Genomic DNA, 24,493 nt, shown 5'->3' with positions numbered 1-24,493 from the left:
GCACTGAGCGAAGCCAGCCGCTAATTGCAGTTTCTTACTGCTTGCGCACGGCCGTTTCCAGGTAGTTTGAAAATAAGAGTGACCCGTACCCCAGCTGATCAAATCCCCCACTGTTGGCTCCGTAAGCACCCGCCTCAGGACCGAACTTATCCATCATTTTTTTGGTGTACGGTAACGACAGCCCTCGAATACCGACATAGTGGTTGTACATCAGCGTCCACATGGGTCGGGTGCTCCCCCTGCTGGCGGGTGAAATTTCGGTTTGCACAGATCCGTCGGCGGTGGTGTAGTTTGTCCACGGCACATTGTTCCAGAGGTTATACTTGGCGACATACTCGCTGGCCTTGGCAGCCAGATTGTTATCAAAACCAAATACATCATCATGCTGATTCCACGCCATCTGGCAAATCACGCCAATCAACGCAATATCGAGTGTCGAATGGCCCTGGTCTCGACCACTTTCCTGCACTTGCGCGAGTCCAACTGCGCCGTATGTCCCGGGGTAGACTTTCCACATTGCATTTGGGAAAGCCCCATTCCCACTGCCTTGCACCACATAGGTCATGGCTTCTTTGTAGATATCATGCCGGTCCACTAAAACTCCAATCGCCATCATTGAGGCAAGGTTGGCTAAATCCCAATTCGCCCAATAGTGCAACCCCGCCGCGCCCAACGTATTATGATTAGTAATGAAGTCATGGTTCATCTGATAAAAGACTTTGACCATCATCGTCTGGAATTGTGGAAGGTTTTTCCAGCCTGGGTAAGTTCTCATAATCTCTGCGGCATTGGCTAACTCGTAGCCATAGAGGCCAGAGGCCAAGTAGCGATCGCTGGTGCCTATGACGTCGGTCAGATGACCTGACCAGTCATCCAGGATTTTTATTGCTGCATTCGCGTAGTCGACGTTGCCAGATATTTTCCAACGTACCGCCAACTGGTAGGCAGCCGCCGCATCGCGATAGAGCAGGCCATAATTGTCCTTGGCCCAAGACGGGTTTCCACGAACAACTTTTTGCACTGCATTAGGTGTATAGGTTGCAGCGGCATACTGACTCTTCTCGAGAAGACGCCAGCTGTCGGCGGCAGGCGATACATTGGCAGCCACAAGCCGCCTGGCTCGGGAAAAATCCTCTTCCGTACTCAGCATCCCGGGGTGCACAAAGCTTTTGCCTTCGGCACGCACGTCACCAACACAAAACAGCCCTGCGAGCAGAGCCATCGTATGAACCAGACTAATTCGCATATATCGCCCCTGCCAAAATGTTCATGTTTTTTCTGATCGTGTTTCCATAAGCAAACGCGGGAACTGTACGTGTTGATACTTTGAAAAGCCGGGCATGGGTTTGCAAGTGTTAGGCATTGAGGCTTGTGCAGCGCTGACGATTGCAGCATGTCCTCTCAAGCGCCGCTACTCTTTGGCAACCAACCCCGCGAGGACCTCTATCCGTTGTTTTAGAGCAAGCTGGGATTCCACTAAGGGCCGAGTCTCGTTATCTGGCTCTATTTTGGAGGGCTGAGCTGAGAGGGATTCGACTACACGTTCAGCTTCAGGAATAAATACTTTTATCTCAGCGCTCACCAAACTGAGCGAGTTTTGCAGTTGCCTCGCAAGCGCATCGGATTCAGCAGGGGTTAGCGGTTTTATTCTCAGCCCCTTCAGACTCTGTTCCTTGGTTGATGGAGCTGAGCCAGCGTTCATAGCCATTATTCCCATGATCATACGAGCTGAAAACAGCAAGGAGTGGGCCCTGTTGATCAAATCGTCCGCCGCTATTTTCTTTTCATCGACCGCGCTGAGCCAGCAGGTATGCCGATCATTCATGCGATTACCGTTTGTATGCAAAACCGTTAGTTGATAGGGCGAGGTTCATGACGCCAGTCCGCCCCAGGGCTCGTGAAGTCGCAACACTTACTGTGTTGCCGGTAAGATGACGGGGTGATTGGAACCTTCACGACATTACCATTTCAACCTGACGTCGGTAAGCCTCGACGGATGATTGTTCGTTTTCGTCGGCTCTCTTTCGTTTTTACCCTGTCCATGAGTGACGGGCCTCTCAACTGAACAGGAGCCATGCAGGTCATCGAGCGAGCTCACACTACCGGTACCATGCCCAGACTGCATTGGTCATATTGGCTCTCGATAACAAACGGCGGCAGAATAACAGCGCCACGCACTGCACCCAGGGTTGAAGAACGGATGCTAATGTTGTTGCTCGACAGCTTCACTGTCTCTGACGAAGACCAAGTATATTTATTTAAACGTAAGGTTGGGCGTGGCGTGCACTGCTACCGGCTTAATATGGCGGTATTTGCGCAATAGCTATATTTCGCCAGAGACTGTCGGCTCGACAACGCGCTGGATGCCAACGGACTGGACACCAGACTCCAGCCCAAAGCCATCGTCGATACCTTGACCGGCTTGACCCACGCCAGGCCTTGACCCACGATGCCGGTTTTCCGCGATCAACCAAAACGCGGACCACGAGCGAGTTATGGCTAAAAGACCTTCGATAGAGCAGCGGCGTGAGTTCGGCAATTTTCTGTCCAGCCGACGGGCGCGCCTTGATCCGAAAGATTTCGGCCTGCCAGAAGGGCCGCGGCGCACGCCGGGATTGCGTCGAGAGGAAGTAGCGGCGCTCGCCGGGGTCAGCGTCAGTTGGTACACCTGGCTTGAGCAGGGCCGTGACATTCAGCCCTCGCCGGACGCGCTGCAACGGATATCCAAAGTCCTCAAGCTCGATCGTGTGGAGTCCGCGCACCTGTATGCCCTTTCCGCCCTGGAGGTGCCGGTGGCTGCGACCGGCGGCGGGGTAACGGACGGCCTGGAGATGCTGGTGCGCGCGATCAACCCCATTCCGGCGTATGTGCGCAATGCCCGACTCGACATTCTGGCGTGGAACGACGCCATCGCCGAGCTGTTCGTCGACTACGGTTCATTGCAGCCCCATGAGCGCAACACGTTGCGTCTGCTGTTTCTGTACATCCCCTATCGAACCATCATCCTCGACTGGGAGCAGATGGCGCGGGGCATGATCAGTGCGTTTCGGGCATCGCGCGCGCTGGCCCAGGACAAGGCACCGTTCGACAGCCTGATCGAAGAACTGTCGACCCTGAGCCCTGAGTTCAAAGAGTGGTGGCAGGACACCGAGGTCAAAGGTTTCGAAGAGGGTCGCAAGCGTCTGCTGCATCCCATTAGCGGCCATATCGATTTCACCTACGTCGCGCTGACGCCTGAAGGGCGGCCGGACCTGTCGCTTGTGACCTACATTCCTCGCCACACTGCCTATGACTCACGGTCATAGGATAACAACACGCCTTCCTGGCTTTTTCGGGCATACCTAGAGTGACGGTCATCGCAGCGCACCTGTGCTGCACCGACCGCCAACGAGGTAATCACGATGCCTGACTTGAGCCCGATCTCCACCGCAAACGTCGCCACATCACGCAACCCGGCCACCGGTGAGCTGATCGCCACTTACCCCTTCCAGACGCAAACCGACGTCGAGCAGTTGCTGGATGTGAACGCGGCGGCCTTTCGTCTGTGGCGCGCCACGCCGATGCGCGAACGCGTGGCGGCCTATCGCCGTCTGGCAGACACCCTGCGTGAGCGGTCGGAATCCTTCGCTGCACTGATCACCGCAGAAATGGGCAAGACCCTGGCGGCGTCCCGTGGTGAAGTGGAGAAGTGCGCGGCCACGATCGAGTGGATTGCCGACAACGGCCCGGCGATTCTTGCCGATGAGCCGGTCAATGTAGACGGCAACGATGAAGTCCACGTGTCCTTCCTGCCGATCGGCACCGTGCTGGCGGTGATGCCCTGGAACTTCCCGCTGTGGCAGGTCATTCGCGCGTCCGGGCCGATCATGCTGTCCGGCAATGGCTTTATGCTCAAGCACGCGCCGAACGTCATGGGTTCGGCGTACGCGCTGCAAGAAGCCTATGAAGCGGCAGGCTTTCCCACAGGGCTGTTCACCAACCTCATCGCCGACAACGACACCGTGGCCAGCACCATTGAAGACCCGCGCATTGCTGCCGTCACTCTGACGGGCAGCATGCGTGCGGGTTCTGCCGTGGCAGCCACCGCAGGCAAGGCACTCAAGAAGAGCCTGCTGGAGCTGGGCGGCTCGGACGCCTTTATTGTGTTGGCCGACGCCAATATCGACCTTGCCGTGAAAGCTGCCGTCGAAGCGCGATTCCAGAACGCCGGCCAAGTCTGCCTCGCGGCCAAGCGATTCATTCTTGAGGCGCCGATCGCCGAGCAATTCACCCGTCAATTCGTTGCAGCGGTCGAGCAACTGAAAGTCGGTAATCCGCTGGACAGCGCCATCAATGTCGGCCCGATGGCCCGCGCTGATCTGCGCGATGAGCTGGATGGTCAGGTTCAACGCACCCTTGCAGCCGGCGCGACGTTGCTGCTGGGCGGGAAGAAGATCGACGGCCCCGGCAATTTCTACGCGCCCACCGTGCTGGCCGATGTGAAGCCAGGCATGGCCGCATTCGACGAAGAAACCTTCGGCCCGGTGGCAGCGATCACCATTGCCGCCAACGCCGAAGACGCGATCGTGCTGGCCAACACCAGTGACTATGGATTGGGCGGCAGCCTGTGGACCCAGGACATCCCGCGCGCGCAACGCATCGCCCGGCGTCTGGAAACCGGCGGCGTGTTCATCAATGGTTTCCCGGCCACCAATGCGCGGATTCCGGTGGGGGGCGTCAAAAAGAGTGGCTACGGCCGCGAACTGTCCCACTTCGGGCTGCGCGAATTCACCAACGCCCAGGCGGTGTGGGCCAAAAGCGTGGACTGAGATTCAGTGAGCAGTATCAGCATGTGAGAGTGTCTGTAGCCGCCCATGCTGCAAAAAAGCCGTCGCACTTGCGACGGCTTTTCTATACCTGCCATTTTGAAGTGGCGCGCCTGGATTCAGCCGATCGGGTGCAGGTCAGCGGGTGCCAGACCCACAAGGTCGATGTGCGGAGCGTTCGCGTCGGCGACGATCAGGTTATCGGCGGTGAAAGTCTTGGCGACGTTCTTGTCGATACTGATCTCGAATCGGTTACCGTCAGCGTCCGCTTCGTAATCCTTGAGATAGGTGCGGTGCAGGGCGGTGTCGTAGATCAACTTAAGCGTACCGTCGGTGCCGTCCCCAAGGCCTGTGTAGCCCAGCGCTGAGACATCGATGCGGTCCTGCGTGGCGTCGAAATTCTGAATGAAGTCCGAGTTGCTCCTGAAGCTGTCGCTCTTCTCGACGTATCGGAAGGTATCGACGCCAGTATTGCCCACCAACAGGTCATCATCACCGCCTCCGACAAGAATGCCGCCTGCGCTCGAGTTGGTGAAGGTGTCACGGTAGTTGTCGCCGGTCAGCGTCTGGTTGGCGCGGTCTGCTGCATCTTCACCGGCAAAGGTGAAGCGATCCATATCCTGCAGGCCTGTGAGCGGATCCCGGTCGTATTGCGTCAGGTGCACGGCGAATCGGTTGCCGTCTTCATCGGCCTCGAAGGATTGGGCAATCGCGTAACCCGCTTCGCTGTCGTAGCTGTAATTGAGCGTGCCGTTGTAGCCATTCCCAAGGCCGGTAAACCCCAGTGCCGAAACGTCCAGCAGATCACCGTCACCGAGGCTGAAGCTGTGGATGAGGTCAACGCTGGACTGGCCTGTGCCGTCGTTCACGAAGCTATCGGTGAGATGCTCGAAGACAAAAGTGTTACGGGAACCGCCGCCATACATCTCGTCCGCGCCGCCTCCACCGGTCACGATGTTGCCGGATCGGGGAACGACCAGAAAGTCATCGCCATCGGTCCCGGTGATGACGTATTGCTTGTCGCTTAGCCCATGTTCGCGGCCATTGCTATCTGCAGTCAGGTCGTAACGGAGGGCGAAATTTTGCGTGCCAAGCTGAGCGGCGTGATCACCTTCCAGCCGGACTTCGAACGCCTGGCCCTGAGCGTTTTTGTCCAGCGAGCGGACATAAGTGATGTTTTCGTCGGCGTTGTAGGTCACCGCCAGATCACCGTTGTGGCCATCGCCCACGCGCTCCAGCCCGAGCGCTGTCAGGTCAAGTACGTCACTGGATTGGAAGTTTTTGATCAGGTCAGAGTGGGAGCCTTGTGCGTCAAAGTAACTGTCCGTCACTGAGGTGTAGACGAACGTGCTCCCGTAGTAATAAGCGGAGTGGCTGATGATCGTATCGACGCCGGCGCCGCCGTTGTAGCGATCCTGCAGGTTGTTGAAAGGGGGCTCACCTGCCTGGCCGGTGAGGATGTCGTCGCCATCGCCGCCAAAGATGAAATCCCGCTTTGCGGTGCCCGTGATGGTGTCGTCATCGGCTGTGCCGGTGTAGCTGTCATACGTGCCATGAGGGGTCATGACAACCGCGTCATCCGCTTCACTCTGCAGTGCTGTTTTCTTCACCTGAGCCATGTGATTTCTCGCGATAAAAGGATTTGTGCTGCGGCCGCCGTCAGCAGAAGGCCTAGTCACAACGGGCGTCGTGCGTGTTCATCAATGCCCGCCATTGGCGTGGTAGACCCGGCAAAGCAGTGTTTGTTTGATTATTCGCATCGGTTCAGAAACGACAAAGCCCGACATAGAGTCGGGCCTGGGGTCGGGTTGAATCCGTTCATTACCAGTTCATGGTGGTTATCTCAGTGAAAAGGAGAATGGCAGGGAGGGGTGCGAACACCCCTCGCGTTGGGCGGTGATCAGGCCGATTTGTTTTGCAGTGCCTTGATCAGCACGTCTGCCGCAGGGCCGGAGGAAGCAGGGTTCTGGCCAGTGATCAACAGACCGTCGGTGAGGACATACGAGCCCCAGTCCGGACCTTTGGAGTAGACGCCGCCCAGTGATTTCAGCTCGTCTTCCACCAGGAAAGGCACCACGTTGGTCAGGCCGACCGCTTCTTCTTCGCTGTTGGTAAAGCCGGTGACCTTCTTGCCTTTCACCAGCGGGGTGCCGTCGGCGTTCTTGACGTGGCGCAGCACGCCGGGGGCGTGACAGACAACAGCGACGGGCTTGCCGGCGGCGATGAACGATTCGATGAGCTGGACGGAGTTTTTGTCTTCAGCCAGATCCCACAGAGGACCATGGCCGCCTGGGTAGAACACAGCGTCGAAATCTGCCTGGGACACGCTGTCCAGGCGGACGGTGTTGGCGAGCTGAGCGGTGGCCTTTTCGTCTTTTTCGAAACGACGGGTCAGGTCGGTCTGGGCGTCAGGCTCGTTGCTCTTCGGGTCCAGCGGAGGTTGACCGCCTTGAGGCGAAGCCAGGACGATGTCGGCGTTGATGTCGCTGAACGCGTAGTAGGGCGCGGCCAGTTCTTCCAGCCAGAAGCCGGTAGGACGGCCGGTGTTGCCGAGGGTGTCGTGGGAAGTCAGAACCATAAGCACTTTCATCGGGCGTATTCCTTGGGACGGGTTAAAGTAAGTACACCTTAGTCTTGAGTAGACCAGTCGTCTAGAGTTATTTTCAGATTTCTTCAGCCTGCTCTTGAGCGATGCTCAGCTGTGCAGAATGACGTGAGAAGGGAGTGGACGCAGGATACCGGTGAGCAAGCCGGCAAGTGTTACGACCGAGGAGGCGAAGGATTACAGACAGCACATGCAGCGGCGCACAGTGGCCGTACGCTGCTCAGACAAGCCGCAAGATTACGCGTGTTGTCGCCATGGCCGTTTCAAAAGGGGCAAGGCTTCTTTCGATCTTGACCATCACGCTGGCGCCGACCCACAACTGGTACAGGCTTTGTGCAACGGCATAGGGGTTCTCGCAGGCGGGCAGCGAGCCGTCAGCAACGGCAGCCTCGATCGCGCTGCCGAGCCGGTCGGTAATCCCGGCCGTGCCGCGCTTGAGAACGGCGCGCATCGCTTCCGAAAGATCAGCCACTTCCACGCCAAGCTTCACGGCGAGGCATTTACCCTGACATTCCTGGAACGACTGCGTGTCTTGCCAGACGCGCCAGTAGTTCATCAGGCGCTCGCCCATGGGCAGGCCGGGCTCGCCGAGAATGCGGTCGATGTCAGCGAGATAGTTGTCGAAGTAGTGCTCAAGCAACGCCTCCCCGAAGGCATCCTTGGAGCCGAAGTAATGGTAGAAGGAGCCTTTCGGCACGCCAGCAGCGGCCAGAATTTCATTAAGGCCTACGCCGGAATACCCCTTGGCGGCCATGATGCGTTGGCCGACGTCGAGGATTCCTTGACGAACATCAGATGAACCACGTGTCTGGGGAGTATTCATAGCGTCGGAGAATACATCCTAGTAAGTCGGTCTACTAGCGGATTCTGATGAACGATGGTGTTGTGGGTCGGCACGGCTGTCCCGCTCGAACGACGGCTTCTACCGCAAGCCGTCGTTTTGCTCCAGGTAATCGACCAGATTGCCCGCTAGACCTGATCCACCGCTTCAGGCACTCCCTGATCCTCGCCCAGAAACCCGCCGCTCTGGTGATGCCACAACCGCGCGTACGTGCCGTTCTTGCTGAGCAGTTCAGCGTGGGTGCCTTGTTCGATGATGCGCCCGTCGTCCATCACGATAAGCCGGTCCATGGCTGCAATGGTCGACAGCCGGTGGGCGATGGCGATGACGGTTTTGCCTTTCATCATTTCGTCGAGGCTTTCCTGGATCGCCACTTCGACTTCCGAATCCAGGGCGCTGGTGGCTTCGTCCAGCAGCAGGATCGGCGCGTTCTTCAGCATCACGCGGGCAATCGCAACCCGTTGGCGCTGGCCGCCCGACAGCTTGATGCCGCGTTCACCGACCAGCGTGTCGTAGCCGCTGTGGCCATGTTTGTCGCTGAGCTGATTGATGAAGCCGTCTGCCTGAGCATTGGCAGCAGCCGTGCGGATTTCCTCATCGGTGGCATCGGGTCGACCATACGCAATGTTGTCGCGAATGGACCGATGCAGCAGCGACGTGTCCTGAGTCACCATGCCGATCGCGCTGCGCAGGCTGTCTTGCGTGACTTGCCTGATGTTCTGTCCATCAATGCGAATCTCGCCGCTGTCCACGTCATAGAAGCGCAGCAGCAGATTGATGAGCGTGGATTTGCCGGCGCCTGAGCGGCCGACCAGCCCGATCTTCTCGCCCGGGCGGATGGCCAGGTTCAAGCCATCCAGCACCTGGCGCTCACCGTTGTAGTTGAAGCTGACGTTGTCGAAGGTCACCGCGCCGCCGGTGGTCTTCAGCGCCGTCGCATCCGGGGTGTCCTGCACTTTAGGGCCCTGAGTCAGGGTCGCCATGCCGTCCTGCACCGTGCCGATGTTCTCGAACAGCGAGGTCATCTGCCACATGATCCAGTGGGACATGCCATTGATCCGCAGCGCCATCGCGGTAATCGCCGCCACCGCGCCGGTGCCGACGTCACCCTGATGCCACAGCCACAGGGCATACCCGCCCGCGCCCAGAATCAACGCGACGACCAGCGTCTGATTGACGATCTCGAACTGGCTCACCAGACGCATCTGGCGAAACCCCGTCTGCTTGAAATCCTCCATCGCCGCGCGTGCAAACTGCGCTTCACGTTTGGAGTGGGAGAACAGCTTCACCGTGGTGATGTTGGTGTAGGCGTCGGAGATCCGCCCGGTCATCGACGACCGGGCGTTGGCCTGCTCCTGACCAACTTTGCCCAGGCGTGGTACGAAGTACAGCATGGCCAGCCCGAACAACACGATCCATGCAATGAACGGCAGCATCAGCTTCAAAGCGAAGCCGCCGGCCAGCGCGATGATCGCGATGAAATAAACGCCGATGCCGGGCGCGATTTCGATCAGGGTGAACAGCACGTCCCTTACCGACAGCGCGGTCTGCATGACCTTAGTGGTGACCCGACCGGAGAATTCATCGGAAAAGAACGACAGGCTTTGCCGCAGCATCAGGCGGTGAAAGTCCCAGCGCAGCCGCAACGGCAGGTTGATCGCCAGCACCTGGTGCTGAACCATCGTGCGCAGGGCCACCAACCCGATACTGACCAAGAGCACAATACCGATGCCCCACAGCGCCCGACTTTCCTCGCCAGCAGTGGCGCCGCCGTCCTTCCAGGTCGACAGCAGATCGACCACTTGCCCGAGGAACGAAAAAAGCCAGGCTTCGTAGATCGACACGCAGGCGCTGAGCACCGCAAGGGCGAGGATATAGCCACGCGCTCCCCGGGTGCAGGCCCACAGAAACCGCGCCAGGCCCACGGGCGGCGGCGGTGCTTCGTCAGGAGGGAAGGGGTCGAGTCGTCGTTCAAACACGCTCAGCATAAGGGGCTCCAAAACTGTCCAGTGACGCAGATTCTGCCATTGAATGGCCGGCTTGAGGGTTTCGGCGCTGTTTTGGATGACGCGTTCCAACCATTACGGACGTGTTTTTGCGATGTCCTGCGCTTGAGGCGATGGTGCTTACATTCATAATGCGGACTCCCCGGTAAGTGATCGCTCACCAGATCCCGTGCTAGCTTCGCGGCCGTTTCTATCACGCTGACTTCCCGTCCGTACGCGCATTCAGGTCCATCGACATGACCCACATTTCCGAACGCCTCCTGGTCCAAGCGCACCTGGACGCCAAACAGCCCAAACCCCTGAGCCCGGACGAGGAAGCGGAATACCGCCGCCTGATCGCCGCCGAGCTCAAGGCCCAGGACGCCGTGCTGGTGGCTCACTACTACTGCGATCCGGTGATTCAGGCACTGGCGGAAGAAACCGGCGGGTGCGTTTCGGATTCGCTGGAGATGGCGCGATTCGGCAAGAACCATCCGGCGAAAACCGTGCTGGTGGCCGGGGTGCGCTTCATGGGGGAAACCGCAAAAATCCTCACCCCCGAAAAACGCATCCTGATGCCGACCCTCGAAGCGACCTGCTCGCTGGATCTCGGTTGCCCGGTCGACGAGTTTGCTGCGTTCTGCGATCAGCATCCCGAGCGCACCGTGGTGGTTTACGCCAATACGTCAGCCGCCGTAAAAGCCCGTGCTGACTGGGTGGTGACGTCCAGTTGTGCGCTGGAGATCGTCGAAAGCCTGATGGACAACGGCGAGAAAATCATCTGGGCGCCCGACAAGCATCTGGGCCGTTACATCCAGCGCGAGACCGGGGCCGACATGCTGCTGTGGGACGGCGCCTGCATCGTGCATGAAGAGTTCAAGTCCCGGCAGCTGGAGGACATGAAGGCGCTGTACCCGGACGCAGCCATTCTGGTGCACCCGGAATCCCCTGAGTCGGTCATTGACCTGGCGGACGCAGTGGGCTCGACCAGCCAGTTGATCAAGGCGGCGCAAACACTGCCGAACACCACCTTCATCGTCGCCACCGACCGAGGCATCTTCTACAAGATGCAGCAGCTGTGCCCGGACAAGGTCTTCATTGAAGCGCCCACTGCAGGCAACGGCGCCGCATGCCGCAGTTGTGCCCATTGTCCGTGGATGGCGATGAACACGCTGGCGCGCACGCTTCAGTGTTTGCGCGAAGGCACCAACGAGATATTCGTCGACCCGGCGGTTATCCCCCACGCCGTCCGGCCGTTGCAGCGGATGCTCGACTTTACCCAGGCGGCACGCATGAAGAGCTCGGGTAATGCTTAAGTAATAGCGGTTAGCTGCGAGCCTCAAGCCTCAAGCGAAAAGCCGATTTGCTGCATTCCATCTTGCAGCTAATGGCTTGCTGCTTGGAGCTGACCCCGGCTCACCTCAATTCATCATGTCCTTGACCGCCCGTTCCTGGGCGATGATTTCCTGCTGCCGTGCATCGATGCGCGAGGCCAGCTGGAAGTTGTTGTTCGCCCGGCGCTTGGCGAATTCGAGCTGCTGAATAGCCTGCTTGAAGTCGCCCATCAGCGCGAAGTATTCAGCACGGGCCTGATGCAGGCCGATGGTATTGCCGGACAGGCCGCGGGTGTCAGCCACCTGATTCCAGATGTCCGGATCGTCCGGACGGCTCTTCAGCAGAATCTCCAGCGACTTCAACGCCTCGGGCGCCTTGGACTGCTTGAGCAAAACGTCGACTTTCGCTTGATTCAGCGGGTAGTTGTCCGGATACAGGTTCAGCATTCGGTCCACCCGCTGTTGAGCATCGGGCAGACGATTGTTGGAGATGTCCAGATTCACGGCGGCGAGGTTGTAGGGAATGTTGTCCGGTGCCTTGTCGAGCAGGGGCTTCAGCGTCTCGCGACCTTCGTTAAGTTGCCCGGCCTTGGTCTGGGCGAGCGCCAGACCGTAGCGAGCGGCGTCGTTTTTCGGGTTCTCCGCCAACTGCGCTCGGAAACGCTTCGCCGCCATGCCCGGGGTTTCTTCGTAGATCAGCACAGTTCGCGCGCGCATCAGTTGATACGTGGGGCTGTCTTCCTTTCCACCGGGCTTGGCCTGCTCGGCACGGTTGCGCGTGTCGGCGATGCGGGACTCGGTCACCGGGTGGCTCATCAGGAATTCCGGCGGCTTGGCGTCATAGCGATACTGGCGCGCCAGTCGCTCGAACATGGTGGGCATGTTGCGCGGGTCGTAGCCGGCCTTTTCAAGGTTGAGAATGCCGATGCGGTCGGCTTCTGCTTCGTTCTGGCGGGAGAACCGCGCCTGCTCCTGAATCGCAGCGGCCTGAGTGCCGGCAATCGCCGCAATCCCCGCATCGCCTGCGCCCGCTGCGGCCATGACGATGCCCGCAAGCATCGCTGCCATCACCGGCACTTGCATGCGCTGCTGCGCCTGCACGCCTCTGGCGAAGTGCCGTTGCGACAAGTGAGCCAGTTCGTGGGCGAGGACCGCGGCGTACTCGCCTTCGGTTTCAGCGTGGAGGAACAGCCCGCCGTTGACCCCGATGATCCCGCCGGGCGCTGCGAAGGCGTTGATCTCCGGCGTGTTGATCAGAATGAACTCGAGACGGCGGTCCTGCACCTGGCTGGTTTCGGCGAGGCGGTAGACCGACGATTCGACGAAGTCCTTTAGCAGCGGGTCGGACAGCTGCGCCACTTCAGAGCGCAGCAGCCCGAGCCAGGCACGCCCCAGATCATGCTCTTGCTGCGGAGAAACGATGGATGAACTCGCGTCGCCGAGGGAGGGCAGGTCATCTTCTGCGAAACTCGGTGCTGCCAGCAGGCATGCGAGGGTCAGCAGCGTGGGGCGCAAAAAATTCATGCACGAAACTCTGGGGCAGAAAGACGTCACTGTAGCTGGCTCAATGGCTTGCTGACCAGAGTGGGGTATTCTGGAAAACTTGTAAGAATGTTCTTCCGCCCGATGGCTTTTATGCGAGGGCGGATGTGTCTATCCGGAGAGAAACGATGTCTGACGCTGTAGGACACCCCGCAGCCTGCGATGCAGAGCTTGACGCCAGCGGTCTCAATTGCCCGCTTCCCTTGCTCAAGGCCAAGATGGAACTCAACCGTCTGGCCAGCGGCGCGGTCCTCAAAGTGACGGCCACGGATGCCGGCTCGCAGCGCGACTTCCGCACCTTTGCAAAACTTGCCGGCCATGTGCTGCTGCACGAAGAAAATGCTGACGGCGTTTATCGGTATTGGTTACGCAAGGCCTGAGCGTTTCTGACCCCTCGCAACCTCCTTAGGATTCTTGATGTTCAAAGTGCTTCGCGACTGGATACAGCGCTACTTTTCCGACGAGGAAGCGGTAGTGCTGGCGGTGCTGTTGGTTCTCGGATTTACCGTTGTTCTCACCCTTGGCGGCATGCTTGCGCCGGTGCTGGCCGGGCTGGTACTCGCGTTTCTGATGCAAGGGTTGGTCAACCTGCTCGAGCGCCTGCGGGTGCCGGAAGGTGGCGCAGTGGGGCTGGTCTTCGCCTTGTTCATGGGAGCGCTGGCGCTGTTTCTGCTGGTGCTCGTGCCTTTGCTGTGGCGCCAGCTCATTACCTTGTTCAACGAATTGCCCGGCATGCTCGCAAAGTGGCAGTCATTGCTGTTGCTGCTGCCGGAGCGTTATCCGCATCTGGTGTCGGACGAGCAGGTCTTGCAGGCCATCGAAGTGGCTCGCGGCGAGGTCGGAAAGTTCGGCCAATGGGCGCTGACGTTTTCCCTGTCCAGCTTGCCGCTGTTGGTCAACATGATGATCTACCTGGTGCTGGTGCCGATCCTGGTGTTCTTCTTCCTCAAGGATCGTCAGATGATCAGCCGCTGGGCAAGGGGTTATCTGCCCCGCGAACTTACGCTGATTACCCATGTGGCCGAGGAAATGAACCGGCAGATCGCCAACTACATTCGCGGCAAAGTCATCGAGATCTTCATCTGTGGCGGGGTGACTTACATCGCTTTCGTGACCATGGGCCTGAATTACTCGGCGTTGCTGGCGATGCTGGTGGGGATTTCGGTGGTCGTGCCGTACGTGGGCGCTGTGGTGGTGACGGTGCCCGTGGCGCTCATCGCGCTGTTCCAGTGGGGCTGGAGCGATCAGTTCATTTATCTGATGGCGGTCCACGGCATTATCCAGACCCTGGACGGCAACGTGCTGGTGCCGCTGCTGTTCTCCCAGACCGTGAGCCTGCACCCGGTGGCAATCATCTGCGCCGTGCTGTTGTTCGGCGGCCTGTGGGGGTTCTGGGGGATTTTCTTTGCGATCCCGCTGGCGACCCTGTTCAAGGCCGTACTGGATGCGTGGCCACGTAACGAACCGACGGTGGCGCCGTTGTTGTAGCGACGTGTAGGAGCGCGCTTGCCCGCGAATGCGTTCGACGGGTGCCAGACAAAGTGTCTGGCACACCGCGTATCGCGGGCAAGCGCGCTCCTACAGAGGGTCATTTCGTTAGGCCTTGTTGAGCGCCTGAGCTGCTTCAAGCACCGCCGCCACATGGCCCGGCACTTTCACGCCGCGCCACTCTTTACGCAGCACACCGTCCTTGTCGATCAGGAAGGTGCTGCGGTCGACGCCCAGGTATTCCTTGCCGTACAGCTTCTTCAGCTTGATCACATCGAACAACTGGCACAGCGATTCATCCTTGTCCGATATCAGCTCGAACGGGAATTCCTGCTTGCCCTTGAAGTTCTCGTGTGATTTCAGACTGTCCCGCGACACACCGAACACTGCCGTATTGGCGGCCTTGAAGTCGGCGTGATGATCACGAAAGCCCTGGCCCTGGGTTGTGCAGCCAGGGGTGCTGTCCTTCGGGTAGAAATAAAGGACGATTTGCTGACCTTTGAGCGCCGACAGGCTGACGGCCTGATCGCTGGTGGCCTGCACCTGGAAATCGGCAACGGGTTGGTCGAGTTCTACAGCCATTCGAGACTCCTTACATCGGTGCTTGAGGGCGCCATGGTTCGATCAGCGCATCGAGATTGAGTGCGTCGGCGAAATCCAGGAACTGGTCGCGCAACCAGCTGATCTGGGTGCCGGCTGGCAATGTCACGGTGAACGTCGCGTTGAGCATGGTGCCGCCGGTCTGCGGTGCCTGATAGGTGTCGCAGATCAGGTTTTCCAGCTCGACGTTGTGGTCGATGAAGAACTGGCACAGCTCGTTGATGATGTCCGGGCGATACGCTGAACTGACGTAGGCCACGTAGGGCAGGGCTTCCGGACGGTTTTCCAGCGAAGCACTGCGCACCACATTGACGGTGAAGGCGTGTTTCTTCGCCAGATTCGGCAGGCCGGTTTCCAGACGCGCCAGGGCGTCCCAGCTGCCGGAGATCTGCAGGATCAGGGCGCTGCACTCACCGTGGCGAGTGAGGCGTGAGCTGACGACCGAGCAACGGCTTTCGTTACTGGCGCGGCACAGGACGTTGGTCAGCTCCATTGGGTTGGCGCCAAGGGCACTGATGACAAGGAATTGTTCGCGAACTGTGGGGATGGATGACATGCAGCATTCCTAAACGATGAGCGGTCGGTACGCAGCAGGCCTGTGGCGGCGGGCTCGACGAACGAAGGCATCGCGACGTCGCCCCGGCCAAAGACCTCAATCGCGTCCATGAGCCTGTCATGGCGCGCGATAGAGACGCAGGGCGGGGTAAGTGACGACAAAATCGAGCAGTCGAACGAGCCGGGCAGATGACCCGTACCGATCAAAGACCGAAGGGTAGCGAAAACCGGCGCCGAGGGGAATGCTCGCCTTGTGCAAGGATCATGGCGCCAGTACCATTACCGCTCTCTTTTTCCGGCAGGAGCGGTTTGCATGATTGCGGGCAGTATGGTGGCACTGGTCACACCCATGGATGCACAAGGTCGTCTCGATTGGGACAGCCTGAGCAAACTGGTGGACTTTCACCTGCAAGAGGGCACCAACGCCATTGTTGCCGTCGGCACCACCGGTGAATCCGCGACGCTCGACGTCAACGAGCACATCGAAGTCATCCGTCGCGTGGTTCAGCAGGTCGCTGGCCGCATTCCGGTCATCGCCGGCACCGGCGCCAACTCCACCCGAGAGGCGGTCGAACTGACCACCAACGCCAAGAACGCCGGTGCCGATGCCTGCCTGCTGGTCACCCCGTACTACAACAAGCCGACTCAGGAAGGCTTGTACCAGCACTTCAAGTACATCGCCGAAGCCGTCGACATCCCGCAGATTCTGTATAACGTGCCGGGCCGTACCGCCTGCGACATGTCAGCCGAGACCGTTATCCGCCTGTCGACAGTCAAAAACATCATCGCCATCAAGGAAGCCACCGGAGACCTGCAGCGCGCCAAGGATATTCTTGCCGGCGTAAGCAGCGACTTCCTGGTCTATTCCGGCGATGACGCTACCGCCGTCGAGCTGATGTTGCTCGGTGGCAAAGGCAACATTTCGGTTACTGCCAACGTCGCGCCGCGCGCCATGGCCGACCTGTGCAAGGCCGCGATGGCCGGTGACGCCGACACCGCCCGCGCCATCCACGAAAAACTGATGCCGCTGAACAAGACCTTGTTCATCGAATCGAACCCTATTCCCGTGAAATGGGCCCTGCATGAGATGGGTTTGATGCCAGACGGTATTCGTCTGCCACTTACCTGGCTCAGCGAGTCCTGCCACGAGCCGCTGCGTCAGGCCCTGCGCCAGTCCGGTGTATTGGTCTAATGAGGAAGCATTACGCAATGAAGCGACTGGCCGGACTTTCCGCACTAGCCTTGATTATCTCCAGCACCAGCGGTTGCAGCTGGCTTTTTGGCCAGGACGGTTACTTCCGCGATCGCAGCAGCGATTACCTGGAAGCCACCCAGAAGCCGCCGATGCAAATGCCCGAGGGCGTTCAGGAAGCCAAACGCCTGGACCCGCTGCTGCCGATCCCGCGCAACGTCGCCGACGACACCCAGAAGGGTGAATTCACCGTGCCGCGTCCGCAACCGCTGGCCACTGCTCAGGACTCCGGCGACTACACGCTGCAGAAGAGCGGCGACAACCGCTGGATCCTCGCCCAGCGCGCACCGGCTGAAGTCTGGCCTGTGGCGCACCAGTACTTTGAAGACAACGGCTTCCGCATCGCTGAAGATCGTCCGCAAACCGGTGAATTCAACACCACCTGGCAGCGCATGGACGAATTGTCGGCATCGGTTGCCAAGCGCATGGGTTCGAGTGGCGATGCCGCCAACACCGAAACCCGCGTCCGCGTTCGTATCGAGCCAGGCGTGCAGCGCAACACCAGTGAAATCTATGTGGTCAGCGTGCAACGCCCTGCTGGCAGCAAAGACGACCCTGCATTCCCGTCGCGCAGCACCAACGTCGGCCTCGACTCCGTGCTGACCGACGACATGCTGGCGAGCCTGACCCGTACGGCCGAGAAGGGCGGTTCGGTGTCCTTGCTGGCGGCGCGTGATTTCGACACCCCAAGCCGAGTTTCCCTCAGCGAAGACGGCAGCGGCAACCCGGTGCTGAACCTGGGCGCCGACCTGGATCGCGCGTGGTCGAGCGTCGGTCGTGCGCTTAACCAGGGCGACTGGCGCGTTGAAGACATCAACCGCAGCCTGGGCCTGTACTACATCAACTTGGCGGAAAAAGCCGACAAGCCTGAAAACAAGCCTGGCTTCCTCAGCCGCGTGTTCGGCAGTGAAGACTCCAAGGAAGAGAAAGAAGCCCGCGCCGAGCGTTATCAGGTTCGCCTGAGCAAGGTCGGCGAGAACGTTCAGGTCACGGTCGAGAAGAACATCAACACCGTGGCGCCGACCGAAGTCGCTCGCCGTGTGTTGAGCGTCATTCAAGACAACCTGGGTTAAGTGCGCTTCGCGGTTCTGGGCAGCGGCAGTCGTGGCAATGCCACGCTGGTTGCGAGCAACGACACGTACGTGCTGGTCGATTGCGGTTTCTCCCTGCGGGAAACTGAACGTCGGCTCGACAGGCTGGGCGTCAGCGGTAAACAGCTCAGCACCATTCTAGTGACCCACGAACATGCCGATCACGTGCATGGCGTGGGTTTGCTGTCTCAGCGCTACGATGTCCCGGTGTACCTCAGCGACGGTACGCTGCGCGGGATGCGCAAGCCGGTCGAAGCAGGACTTCAGCTGGTGGGCGGGCAAGGTCTGCGCATTGGCGGTCTGGATATCGACGTAGTGTCGGTGGCTCACGACGCGCTGGAGCCGACGCAGTTCGTCTTCAACGACGGGCGCCGGCGCTTCGGCCTGTTGACCGACCTTGGCTCGTATTGCCCGATGGTCCTCGACAGCTACCGCGGGCTCGACGCGCTCATGGTCGAGTCCAATCACTGCCGCGATCTGCTCGCCCGGGGTCAGTACCCGTACTTTCTCAAGCAGCGGGTGGGTGGTGACCACGGTCATTTGAACAATCATCAGGCCGCCAGTCTGGTGAACGAGTTGGGATGGCAGGATCTGCAGCACCTGGTGCTGGCCCATCTGAGCAGCAAGAACAATCTGCCGCATCTGGCCCGGCAATGTTTCGTCGACACCCTTGGGTGCGATGCAGACTGGCTACAATTGGCCGATCAGGATTCAGGGCTCGACTGGCGCGAAATCGCCTAGCGTCCCAAACGGGCGACTCGCCCCCACTATTCAGCAAGATTCAGCAAGCGGAGCCCATCATGGAAAAACGTGAAGAACTCTACCGCGGCAAAGCCAAGTCGGTTTACAAGACCGATGACGCTGACCGCTTGATCCTGGTGTTCCGCAACGACACCTCGGCGTTCGACGGCAAGCGCATCGAACAGCTCGACCGCAAAGGCATGGTGAACAACAAGTTCAACGCCTTCATCATGCAGAAGCTGGAAGCCGCAGGCATTCCGACCCAGTTCGACAAACTGCTGGGCGACAACGAAGTGCTGGTCAAGAAGCTCGACATGATCCCGGTCGAATGCGTCGTGCGTAACTACGCCGCCGGCAGCCTGGTCAAGCGCCTGGGCGTGGAAGAGGGCATGAAGCTCAACCCTTACACGTTCGAGCTGTTCCTGAAGGATGACGCCAAAGGCGACCCGTTCATCAACGACTCCCACGTCGTCGCGTTCGGTTGGGGCACCGCCGAGCAACTGGTTCGCATGAAAGAACTGTCGCTGAAGGTCAACGAAGTTTTGACCAAGCTGTTCGACGACGCCGGCCTGCTGCTGGTCGACTTCAAGCTGGAATTCGGCGTGTTCAGCGACGGCTCGATCGTCCTGGGTGACGAGTTCAGCCCGGACGGCTGTCGCCTGTGGGACAAAGAGACTCGCAAGAAAATGGACAAGGACCGCTTCCGTCAGGGCCTCGGCGATGTCATCGAAGCCTACGAAGAAGTCGCCCAGCGTCTCGGCGTACCGCTCTGATCCGATGCTTCAAGCGGAAAACGCTGCAAGCATCTGAAAGAACGCGAAAAAATCCGTAAAAAGGGTTCGCGTTCTTTGAGCGAGCTGTTATGATGCGCGCCGTTGGAGAGATGCCGGAGTGGCCGAACGGGACGGATTCGAAATCCGTTGTACTGGCGACAGTACCTAGGGTTCAAATCCCTATCTCTCCGCCATTATTCGAAAAGCCCCAGAAGATATGCTTCTGGGGCTTTTTTGTTTCTGCTTCGCGTCAAGTCACTGCGCGATGTCCTATGCCGCCTTTGCTTCGTCACGGCTTGTTGCTCTTGGATAACGGCGGTCCAAAAACAGGCATGACCACTTGAGCCGCGCAGCAGGCGAAAGGGGGCTCCGCAATCGGGTTTTCAGCAGCGCGAAGAGCGACACCGCTGCATGACAGGGTCATGCAGCGTCAGAGGCTGGATCACTTGGCTGGAAGGGCCACGGTTCACTCGGTTTCAGGAGTATCCACCCGAGACCGTGGTGGCATGCGACGGCGTATGTCGGCCGTTACGCCGATGGGGCAAGTCCGTTATCGGTAAGTGTTCTGACCCGCAACGAGGCAGGTTCGCTCATGCCTCTACCCGTCCATACACATCTTCGATGCGGACAATGTCGTCCTCGCCCACGTAGTCGCCACTTTGCACTTCGATCATCACCAGATCGATGACGCCGGGGTTTTGAAGACGGTGCTGGTGGCCTGCCCGGATGTAGGTTGACTCGTTGGTTGCCAGCATCATCGTCTGATCGTCATTGACGACCACCGCCATGCCGCTCACGACGATCCAGTGCTCGCTGCGGTGGTGATGCATCTGCAGCGACAGAGAAGCCTTGGGCTTGACGACGATGCGCTTGATCTTGTAACGCTCGCCTTCTTCAAGGGTTGTGAAAGTTCCCCAGGGGCGGTGGACTGTCCTGTGGAATTTGTGCAGCGGATGGCCGGTCGCCTTTAGCGTTTGAGCGATGTGCTTCACATCTTGGGCGCAAGATTTGTGGGCAATGAGCAGCGCATCTGGCGTATCGACGATGAGCAGGTCCTCTACCCCCGTCAGCGCTACCAATCTGTTCTCGCTCTGAATAAAGTTATTCCTGGCGTTATGTGTCAGTAACTCGCCGTTAGAGCGATTCCCTGCGTCATCAGGAGCGGTCAACTCACTGATACTGTTCCATGACCCGACGTCGCTCCAGCCTATGCTGCAGGGAATAGTGGCCACGCGTTCAGAGTGTTCCATCACGGCGTAATCAAAGGAGATGTCGTTTACTTCATCAAACGACGGTGCATCCAGGGTCAGGCAGCGGTGGCCGGCTGCTTCAACCAACCTTGAAGCTGCGATTGTTTTGGCTACTGCGGCGAGCAGGTCAGGGGTATGTCGTTCCAATTCGTCGAGAACGGTACCAACCTGAAAACAGAACATGCCCGAGTTCCAGAAATAATTGCCGGCTTCGAGATAGCCGGCGGCCGTCTGCAGGTCTGGTTTTTCGACAAATCGGGCCACTCGCAGGCCATCACCCTTGTCCAGGGCCTGGCCCGCTTCGAGATAGCCGAAGCCGGTCTCGGCATGGGAGGGCTGGATGCCGAAGGTAACCATCCAGCTATTGTCCGAAAGCTCTACTGCCTTAAGTACTGCCTGTTCGAAAGCTGTCTGATCCTGGATCAAATGATCAGCTGCAAGCACCAACATGTGTGCGTCTGTACCGTGTACGTCGCGTAAGTGCAGCGCCGCTATGGCAATTGCCGCTGCGGTATTACGGCCAAACGGTTCCAGTATAAAACTTTGCAGTATGTGAGCGCTGTCGAGGGTTCGGTAATCGTCCTCTGTCTTGAACAAGAGGTCCCTGTTGGTGACAGTGATTATCTCGGTGACGTCGGGAAGTGCAGCGGCACGAAGAAAAGTCTTCTGAAGTAACGTCTGGCCATCTGCAAGTTTCATGAAGGGTTTTGGGTGTGCTTCGCGGGAGGTGGGCCATAGGCGACTTCCTACCCCGCCAGATAGTATTACCGGAATTAAATTCAAAACGAGTCCTTATAACCTAGCGGGGAGGTGACACTTAAAGATAGGCAGTTAACTATCTGTTACCCCTCTGTCGGGGCATAAACTAAGCCGAGGACGCACGATAGTGGCCGTGTGCCAGATAGGCAATATTTTTCCGACAGGCTGCAGGCCCGTTTCTCGAAAGCACCGTAAAACCTACGGCAAAAGGGCTCCCCGGAAAAGTTCCATTAAAATCCATGTCGTAATATTGGCGCCGTAATAGCGCCAGTACTTTTTAAAATTCTTCAAGAAATTTTTTCCGGGCCTCTTGAAATCTTCTGTGACAGCATTATAGTGGCACCCCTCTGGAGATGACTTCCAGGCGCCGCTTCGCCAAAATAAAAAAACACCACAGCAATAACTTCCTTTTTGGTTTGCCTGTTATACGGCAGGTAACTTCATATCTGTGCTGTCACAACACTTATTCGTCCGGCGCCCTTATAAGGGTGCCGGTCAGCTAGCGCCTGCGCACACTTTCTGGTGGCAGGCGGAATGAAGCTCGGTACTGTCCTCGATTTTCGTGCATGTCATAAGCGCGAGTACCGCACGTGATGATATCGACCTCCTCAATTTTGAGACCGAACCATGCCCGGCAATACTTTCGAATTGAGAACCACTCCTACAGGTGCTCATAGGCTGCAGACCCAGTCAAACATTGATTTGCTGCAATTGCTGCGCACCCTGTGGCGCAATAAATACAGCATTCTCGCACTGACTGCCGCAGTGGCCGGCATCGCCTCGGTCGTGGCCATTAACCTCACGCCGATCTATCGCGCAACAGCTGTGTTGCAGATCAGCGATAAGAACGCAAAGGTGGTGTCCTTCGATCAGTCCAAGACCACCGCAGATGCCGGCGCGGCCAACCAATACCTGGAAACGCAGTTCGAGTTGCTGAAGTCGCGCGCCATCGCAAGTCGCGTTGTGACCACGCTTGACCTTAGCCATCACCCCGAATTCGACCCGACGCATAATTTTGGTTTGATTGCCCGAATGCAGGCCAGGCTCGCAGCGGTCGGTATTGGCAGTCCGGCAACGCCTAAGGTTCCACCGACTGAAGCACAGGTTCAGGATCTGGTCGCCAGTCGCTTCCTCGACAGGGTGCAGGTTGAGCAACTGGGTAAAAGTCAGCTGGTTCAGATTCAGGTCGACATGGCTGATGCCCAAGCGGCTGCACAGGCCGCGAACACGCTGACAGCTGCCTACATGGAAGGGCAGTTGAGAGCGACCGTGGGTGTGTCAAATACCGCCACGGCCTGGATGAACAGTCGTTTGGGCGAGTTGGCCGAAGTACTGAAAGAGTCGGAAGACCGGCTCCAGGCTTATCGCGAAGCAGAAAAACTGGTAGACGTTCAAGGCGTCAGCACGATCAGTGCAAGCGAGCTGTCCCTCACCGGCGAACGCATGATCGATGCGCGGCGCCAGCGCGCCGAAGCCGAAAGTCAGTATCGCCAGGTGCAGAAAATGAGCGCAGGCGGATGGGAGAAGCTGGCCAGTGTCCCCGCCGTCCTGGCGGACCCGGTCGTGCAGAAGTTCAAGGCCGAGAAAGCCAAGGCGCAAGCCAAGGTCGATGAGCTGTCGAGCCGTTACGGCGATCGGCACCCCGCCATGGAAGCCGCCCGCTCGGATTTGACCGCCGCGTCAGCCAGCCTGCGTTCTCAGGTCGAGCAGGTGGTTGCCGGTATCGAGCGTGCGTATCAATTGGCCGTGGCCAACGAAGGCTCCCTGCAGAGCTCGTTCGACGCCAACAAGTCGCAAATTCAGGACATTTCTCGCAAGGAGTTCAAACTCCGCGAACTGCAACGCGAGGTGGATGGCAACCGCGCGCTGTACGACACATTCATGACGCGTTTGCGTGAAACCACGGCCACTTCCGACCTTGACACTGCCTATATCCGGGTCGTGGACCAGGCGGTTGCCCCGACTGCACCCATCAAACCAAAGAAATCGCTCCTGGTGGCACTCGCGGCCCTCATCGGACTGTTGATTGGCTGTGTGTTGACACTGATTCGTGAGGCATTGAACCCGACGTTCCGTAGTGTCGAGCAGGTAGAAAGCATTCTCGAGGTACCGTTGTTAGGCGTGGTTCCAAAGGTCAAGGGGAGCACGACCGAGCTCGCGCGCATGTTCAGCAATGACAAGCGGCGCACATTCGCAGAGGCCATTCGCACGATCAGGACCGGCGTCTTGATGAACGATATCCAGCGTGCTCAAAAGGTCGTCCTGGTGACGTCTACCGTGCCTGGCGAGGGCAGGACGACTGTAGCGGTGAACCTGGCGGTTGCATTCGGCCAGCTGGAACGAGTGTTGTTGATAGATGCTGACTTCAGGCGCTCCAGGCTGACCGCCACCTTTGGCCTGCCGGTGACCACGCCTGGGTTGGGCAATCTTCTGGAAGGTAACGCGCCGCTGCCGAGTTGCGTACACCGGATCAACGACATCGATGTCTTGTGTATCGGTACTGCCGGCGCGCGTCCGCTGGAGTTGCTGGCATCGGGCCGTTTCAGAGCGTTGCTCAAGGACCTGGGCGAGCAATATGACCGGATCATTATCGATTCGCCGCCTCTGCATGCAGTAAGCGACGCCATCATGCTTTCCGGCAGCGCGGATGCAGTGATCTACGTGGTTCGTGCCGACGCCACCTCCCGTACCCAAGCAACCAAGGCCTTGCAGCGTTTGCAGCATAACCACGCCAACATCTCGGGTGTTGTGCTTAATCAGGTCGATATTCGTAAAGCGGCCAGTGGCGGTTACAGCTACGACGGTTTTTACGATTACTTTGATTACAGCGCCCCTGGCAGCCCTAAGCTGTCGGGCAAGTAAGGCTGCCCAT

General features: G+C 58.7%; 20 protein-coding genes and 1 tRNA gene. 11 read left to right on the top strand and 10 right to left on the bottom strand.

Annotated elements, in window-relative coordinates; genetic code table 11:
* Nucleotides 1-34: 34 nt before the first annotated feature.
* Together OKW98_RS23300 and OKW98_RS23295 are read right to left on the bottom strand one after the other, a co-directional pair.
* The gene (locus tag OKW98_RS23300; RefSeq protein WP_265386851.1) at nucleotides 35-1,222 is read right to left on the bottom strand and encodes an alginate lyase family protein; all 1,188 of its coding nucleotides are present in this window, start codon (nucleotides 1,220-1,222) and stop codon (nucleotides 35-37) included.
* A 189-nt stretch (nucleotides 1,223-1,411) separates the two neighbouring features.
* Nucleotides 1,412-1,825, bottom strand: a complete 414-nt coding sequence (locus OKW98_RS23295; RefSeq protein WP_265386850.1) for a hypothetical protein — start codon at nucleotides 1,823-1,825, stop codon at nucleotides 1,412-1,414.
* 670 nt (nucleotides 1,826-2,495) lie between these two features.
* On the opposite strand from OKW98_RS23295, the gene OKW98_RS23290 reads away from it, so the two are divergent.
* Both OKW98_RS23290 and OKW98_RS23285 read left to right on the top strand, forming a co-directional pair.
* The gene (locus OKW98_RS23290) at nucleotides 2,496-3,305 is read left to right on the top strand and encodes a helix-turn-helix transcriptional regulator (protein ID WP_265386849.1); all 810 of its coding nucleotides are present in this window, start codon (nucleotides 2,496-2,498) and stop codon (nucleotides 3,303-3,305) included.
* Nucleotides 3,306-3,410: 105 nt separating this feature from the next.
* Nucleotides 3,411-4,808 (top strand): NAD-dependent succinate-semialdehyde dehydrogenase, encoded by a 1,398-nt coding sequence (locus OKW98_RS23285; RefSeq protein ID WP_265389817.1) that lies wholly within the window; start codon nucleotides 3,411-3,413, stop codon nucleotides 4,806-4,808.
* 116 nt (nucleotides 4,809-4,924) lie between these two features.
* Here OKW98_RS23285 and OKW98_RS23280 read toward each other — a convergent pair whose 3' ends face one another.
* The 4 genes from OKW98_RS23280 to OKW98_RS23265 form a co-directional block, all read right to left on the bottom strand.
* On the bottom strand, nucleotides 4,925-6,424 hold the full coding sequence (locus OKW98_RS23280) for a M10 family metallopeptidase C-terminal domain-containing protein (protein WP_265386848.1): 1,500 nt from the start codon (nucleotides 6,422-6,424) through the stop codon (nucleotides 4,925-4,927).
* A 281-nt stretch (nucleotides 6,425-6,705) separates the two neighbouring features.
* Nucleotides 6,706-7,395 carry a type 1 glutamine amidotransferase domain-containing protein gene (locus OKW98_RS23275; protein WP_265386847.1) on the bottom strand — a complete coding sequence of 230 codons (690 nt, stop codon included), beginning with the start codon at nucleotides 7,393-7,395 and terminating at the stop codon, nucleotides 6,706-6,708.
* A 235-nt stretch (nucleotides 7,396-7,630) separates the two neighbouring features.
* Nucleotides 7,631-8,233, bottom strand: coding sequence for a TetR/AcrR family transcriptional regulator (locus OKW98_RS23270; RefSeq protein ID WP_265386846.1), 603 nt, complete (start codon nucleotides 8,231-8,233; stop codon nucleotides 7,631-7,633).
* Nucleotides 8,234-8,379: 146 nt separating this feature from the next.
* Nucleotides 8,380-10,239, bottom strand: a complete 1,860-nt coding sequence (locus tag OKW98_RS23265) for an ABC transporter ATP-binding protein (protein ID WP_265386845.1) — start codon at nucleotides 10,237-10,239, stop codon at nucleotides 8,380-8,382.
* Nucleotides 10,240-10,493: 254 nt separating this feature from the next.
* Between OKW98_RS23265 and nadA the strand changes: the two genes are divergently transcribed.
* On the top strand, nucleotides 10,494-11,552 hold the full coding sequence (nadA, locus tag OKW98_RS23260; RefSeq protein WP_265386844.1) for a quinolinate synthase NadA: 1,059 nt from the start codon (nucleotides 10,494-10,496) through the stop codon (nucleotides 11,550-11,552).
* Between the two features lie 105 nt (nucleotides 11,553-11,657).
* Here nadA and OKW98_RS23255 read toward each other — a convergent pair whose 3' ends face one another.
* Nucleotides 11,658-13,094 carry a M48 family metalloprotease gene (locus tag OKW98_RS23255; protein WP_265386843.1) on the bottom strand — a complete coding sequence of 479 codons (1,437 nt, stop codon included), beginning with the start codon at nucleotides 13,092-13,094 and terminating at the stop codon, nucleotides 11,658-11,660.
* A 146-nt stretch (nucleotides 13,095-13,240) separates the two neighbouring features.
* On the opposite strand from OKW98_RS23255, the gene OKW98_RS23250 reads away from it, so the two are divergent.
* A complete protein-coding gene (locus OKW98_RS23250; protein ID WP_265386842.1) occupies nucleotides 13,241-13,492 on the top strand; it encodes a sulfurtransferase TusA family protein in 252 nt (83 codons plus the stop codon).
* A 37-nt stretch (nucleotides 13,493-13,529) separates the two neighbouring features.
* Nucleotides 13,530-14,600 (top strand): AI-2E family transporter, encoded by a 1,071-nt coding sequence (locus tag OKW98_RS23245; RefSeq protein ID WP_265386841.1) that lies wholly within the window; start codon nucleotides 13,530-13,532, stop codon nucleotides 14,598-14,600.
* A gap of 108 nt (nucleotides 14,601-14,708) precedes the next feature.
* Here the strand turns inward: OKW98_RS23245 and OKW98_RS23240 are convergent, their stop codons facing one another.
* Nucleotides 14,709-15,182 carry a peroxiredoxin gene (locus OKW98_RS23240; protein WP_265386840.1) on the bottom strand — a complete coding sequence of 158 codons (474 nt, stop codon included), beginning with the start codon at nucleotides 15,180-15,182 and terminating at the stop codon, nucleotides 14,709-14,711.
* Between the two features lie 10 nt (nucleotides 15,183-15,192).
* Entirely contained in the window at nucleotides 15,193-15,756 is a 564-nt protein-coding gene (locus OKW98_RS23235) for a glycine cleavage system protein R (protein ID WP_037014004.1), read from the bottom strand.
* Between the two features lie 312 nt (nucleotides 15,757-16,068).
* Between OKW98_RS23235 and dapA the strand changes: the two genes are divergently transcribed.
* The 5 genes from dapA to OKW98_RS23210 all read left to right on the top strand — a co-directional run bounded on the left by dapA (nucleotide 16,069) and on the right by OKW98_RS23210 (nucleotide 19,806).
* Nucleotides 16,069-16,947, top strand: coding sequence for a 4-hydroxy-tetrahydrodipicolinate synthase (dapA, locus tag OKW98_RS23230; RefSeq protein WP_265386839.1), 879 nt, complete (start codon nucleotides 16,069-16,071; stop codon nucleotides 16,945-16,947).
* A 17-nt stretch (nucleotides 16,948-16,964) separates the two neighbouring features.
* Nucleotides 16,965-18,080: an outer membrane protein assembly factor BamC gene (bamC, locus tag OKW98_RS23225; protein ID WP_265386838.1), complete on the top strand. Its 1,116-nt coding sequence runs from the start codon at nucleotides 16,965-16,967 to the stop codon at nucleotides 18,078-18,080.
* The gene (locus OKW98_RS23220; protein WP_265386837.1) at nucleotides 18,081-18,839 is read left to right on the top strand and encodes an MBL fold metallo-hydrolase; all 759 of its coding nucleotides are present in this window, start codon (nucleotides 18,081-18,083) and stop codon (nucleotides 18,837-18,839) included.
* Nucleotides 18,840-18,898: 59 nt separating this feature from the next.
* Nucleotides 18,899-19,612: a phosphoribosylaminoimidazolesuccinocarboxamide synthase gene (purC, locus tag OKW98_RS23215; protein WP_265386836.1), complete on the top strand. Its 714-nt coding sequence runs from the start codon at nucleotides 18,899-18,901 to the stop codon at nucleotides 19,610-19,612.
* A 104-nt stretch (nucleotides 19,613-19,716) separates the two neighbouring features.
* A tRNA-Ser gene (locus OKW98_RS23210) sits at nucleotides 19,717-19,806 on the top strand.
* A gap of 396 nt (nucleotides 19,807-20,202) precedes the next feature.
* Here OKW98_RS23210 and OKW98_RS23205 read toward each other — a convergent pair.
* Nucleotides 20,203-21,645, bottom strand: a complete 1,443-nt coding sequence (locus OKW98_RS23205; RefSeq protein ID WP_265386835.1) for a mannose-1-phosphate guanylyltransferase/mannose-6-phosphate isomerase — start codon at nucleotides 21,643-21,645, stop codon at nucleotides 20,203-20,205.
* Between the two features lie 603 nt (nucleotides 21,646-22,248).
* On the opposite strand from OKW98_RS23205, the gene OKW98_RS23200 reads away from it, so the two are divergent.
* Entirely contained in the window at nucleotides 22,249-24,483 is a 2,235-nt protein-coding gene (locus tag OKW98_RS23200; protein WP_265386834.1) for a GumC family protein, read from the top strand.
* Nucleotides 24,484-24,493: the final 10 nt, after the last annotated feature.

The sequence above is a fragment of the Pseudomonas sp. KU26590 genome, assembly GCF_026153515.1.
In the GTDB taxonomy this organism is placed as follows: domain Bacteria; phylum Pseudomonadota; class Gammaproteobacteria; order Pseudomonadales; family Pseudomonadaceae; genus Aquipseudomonas.
Note: the sequence above shows the minus strand (reverse complement) of the source record. Positions and strands in the feature narration are given on the sequence as shown.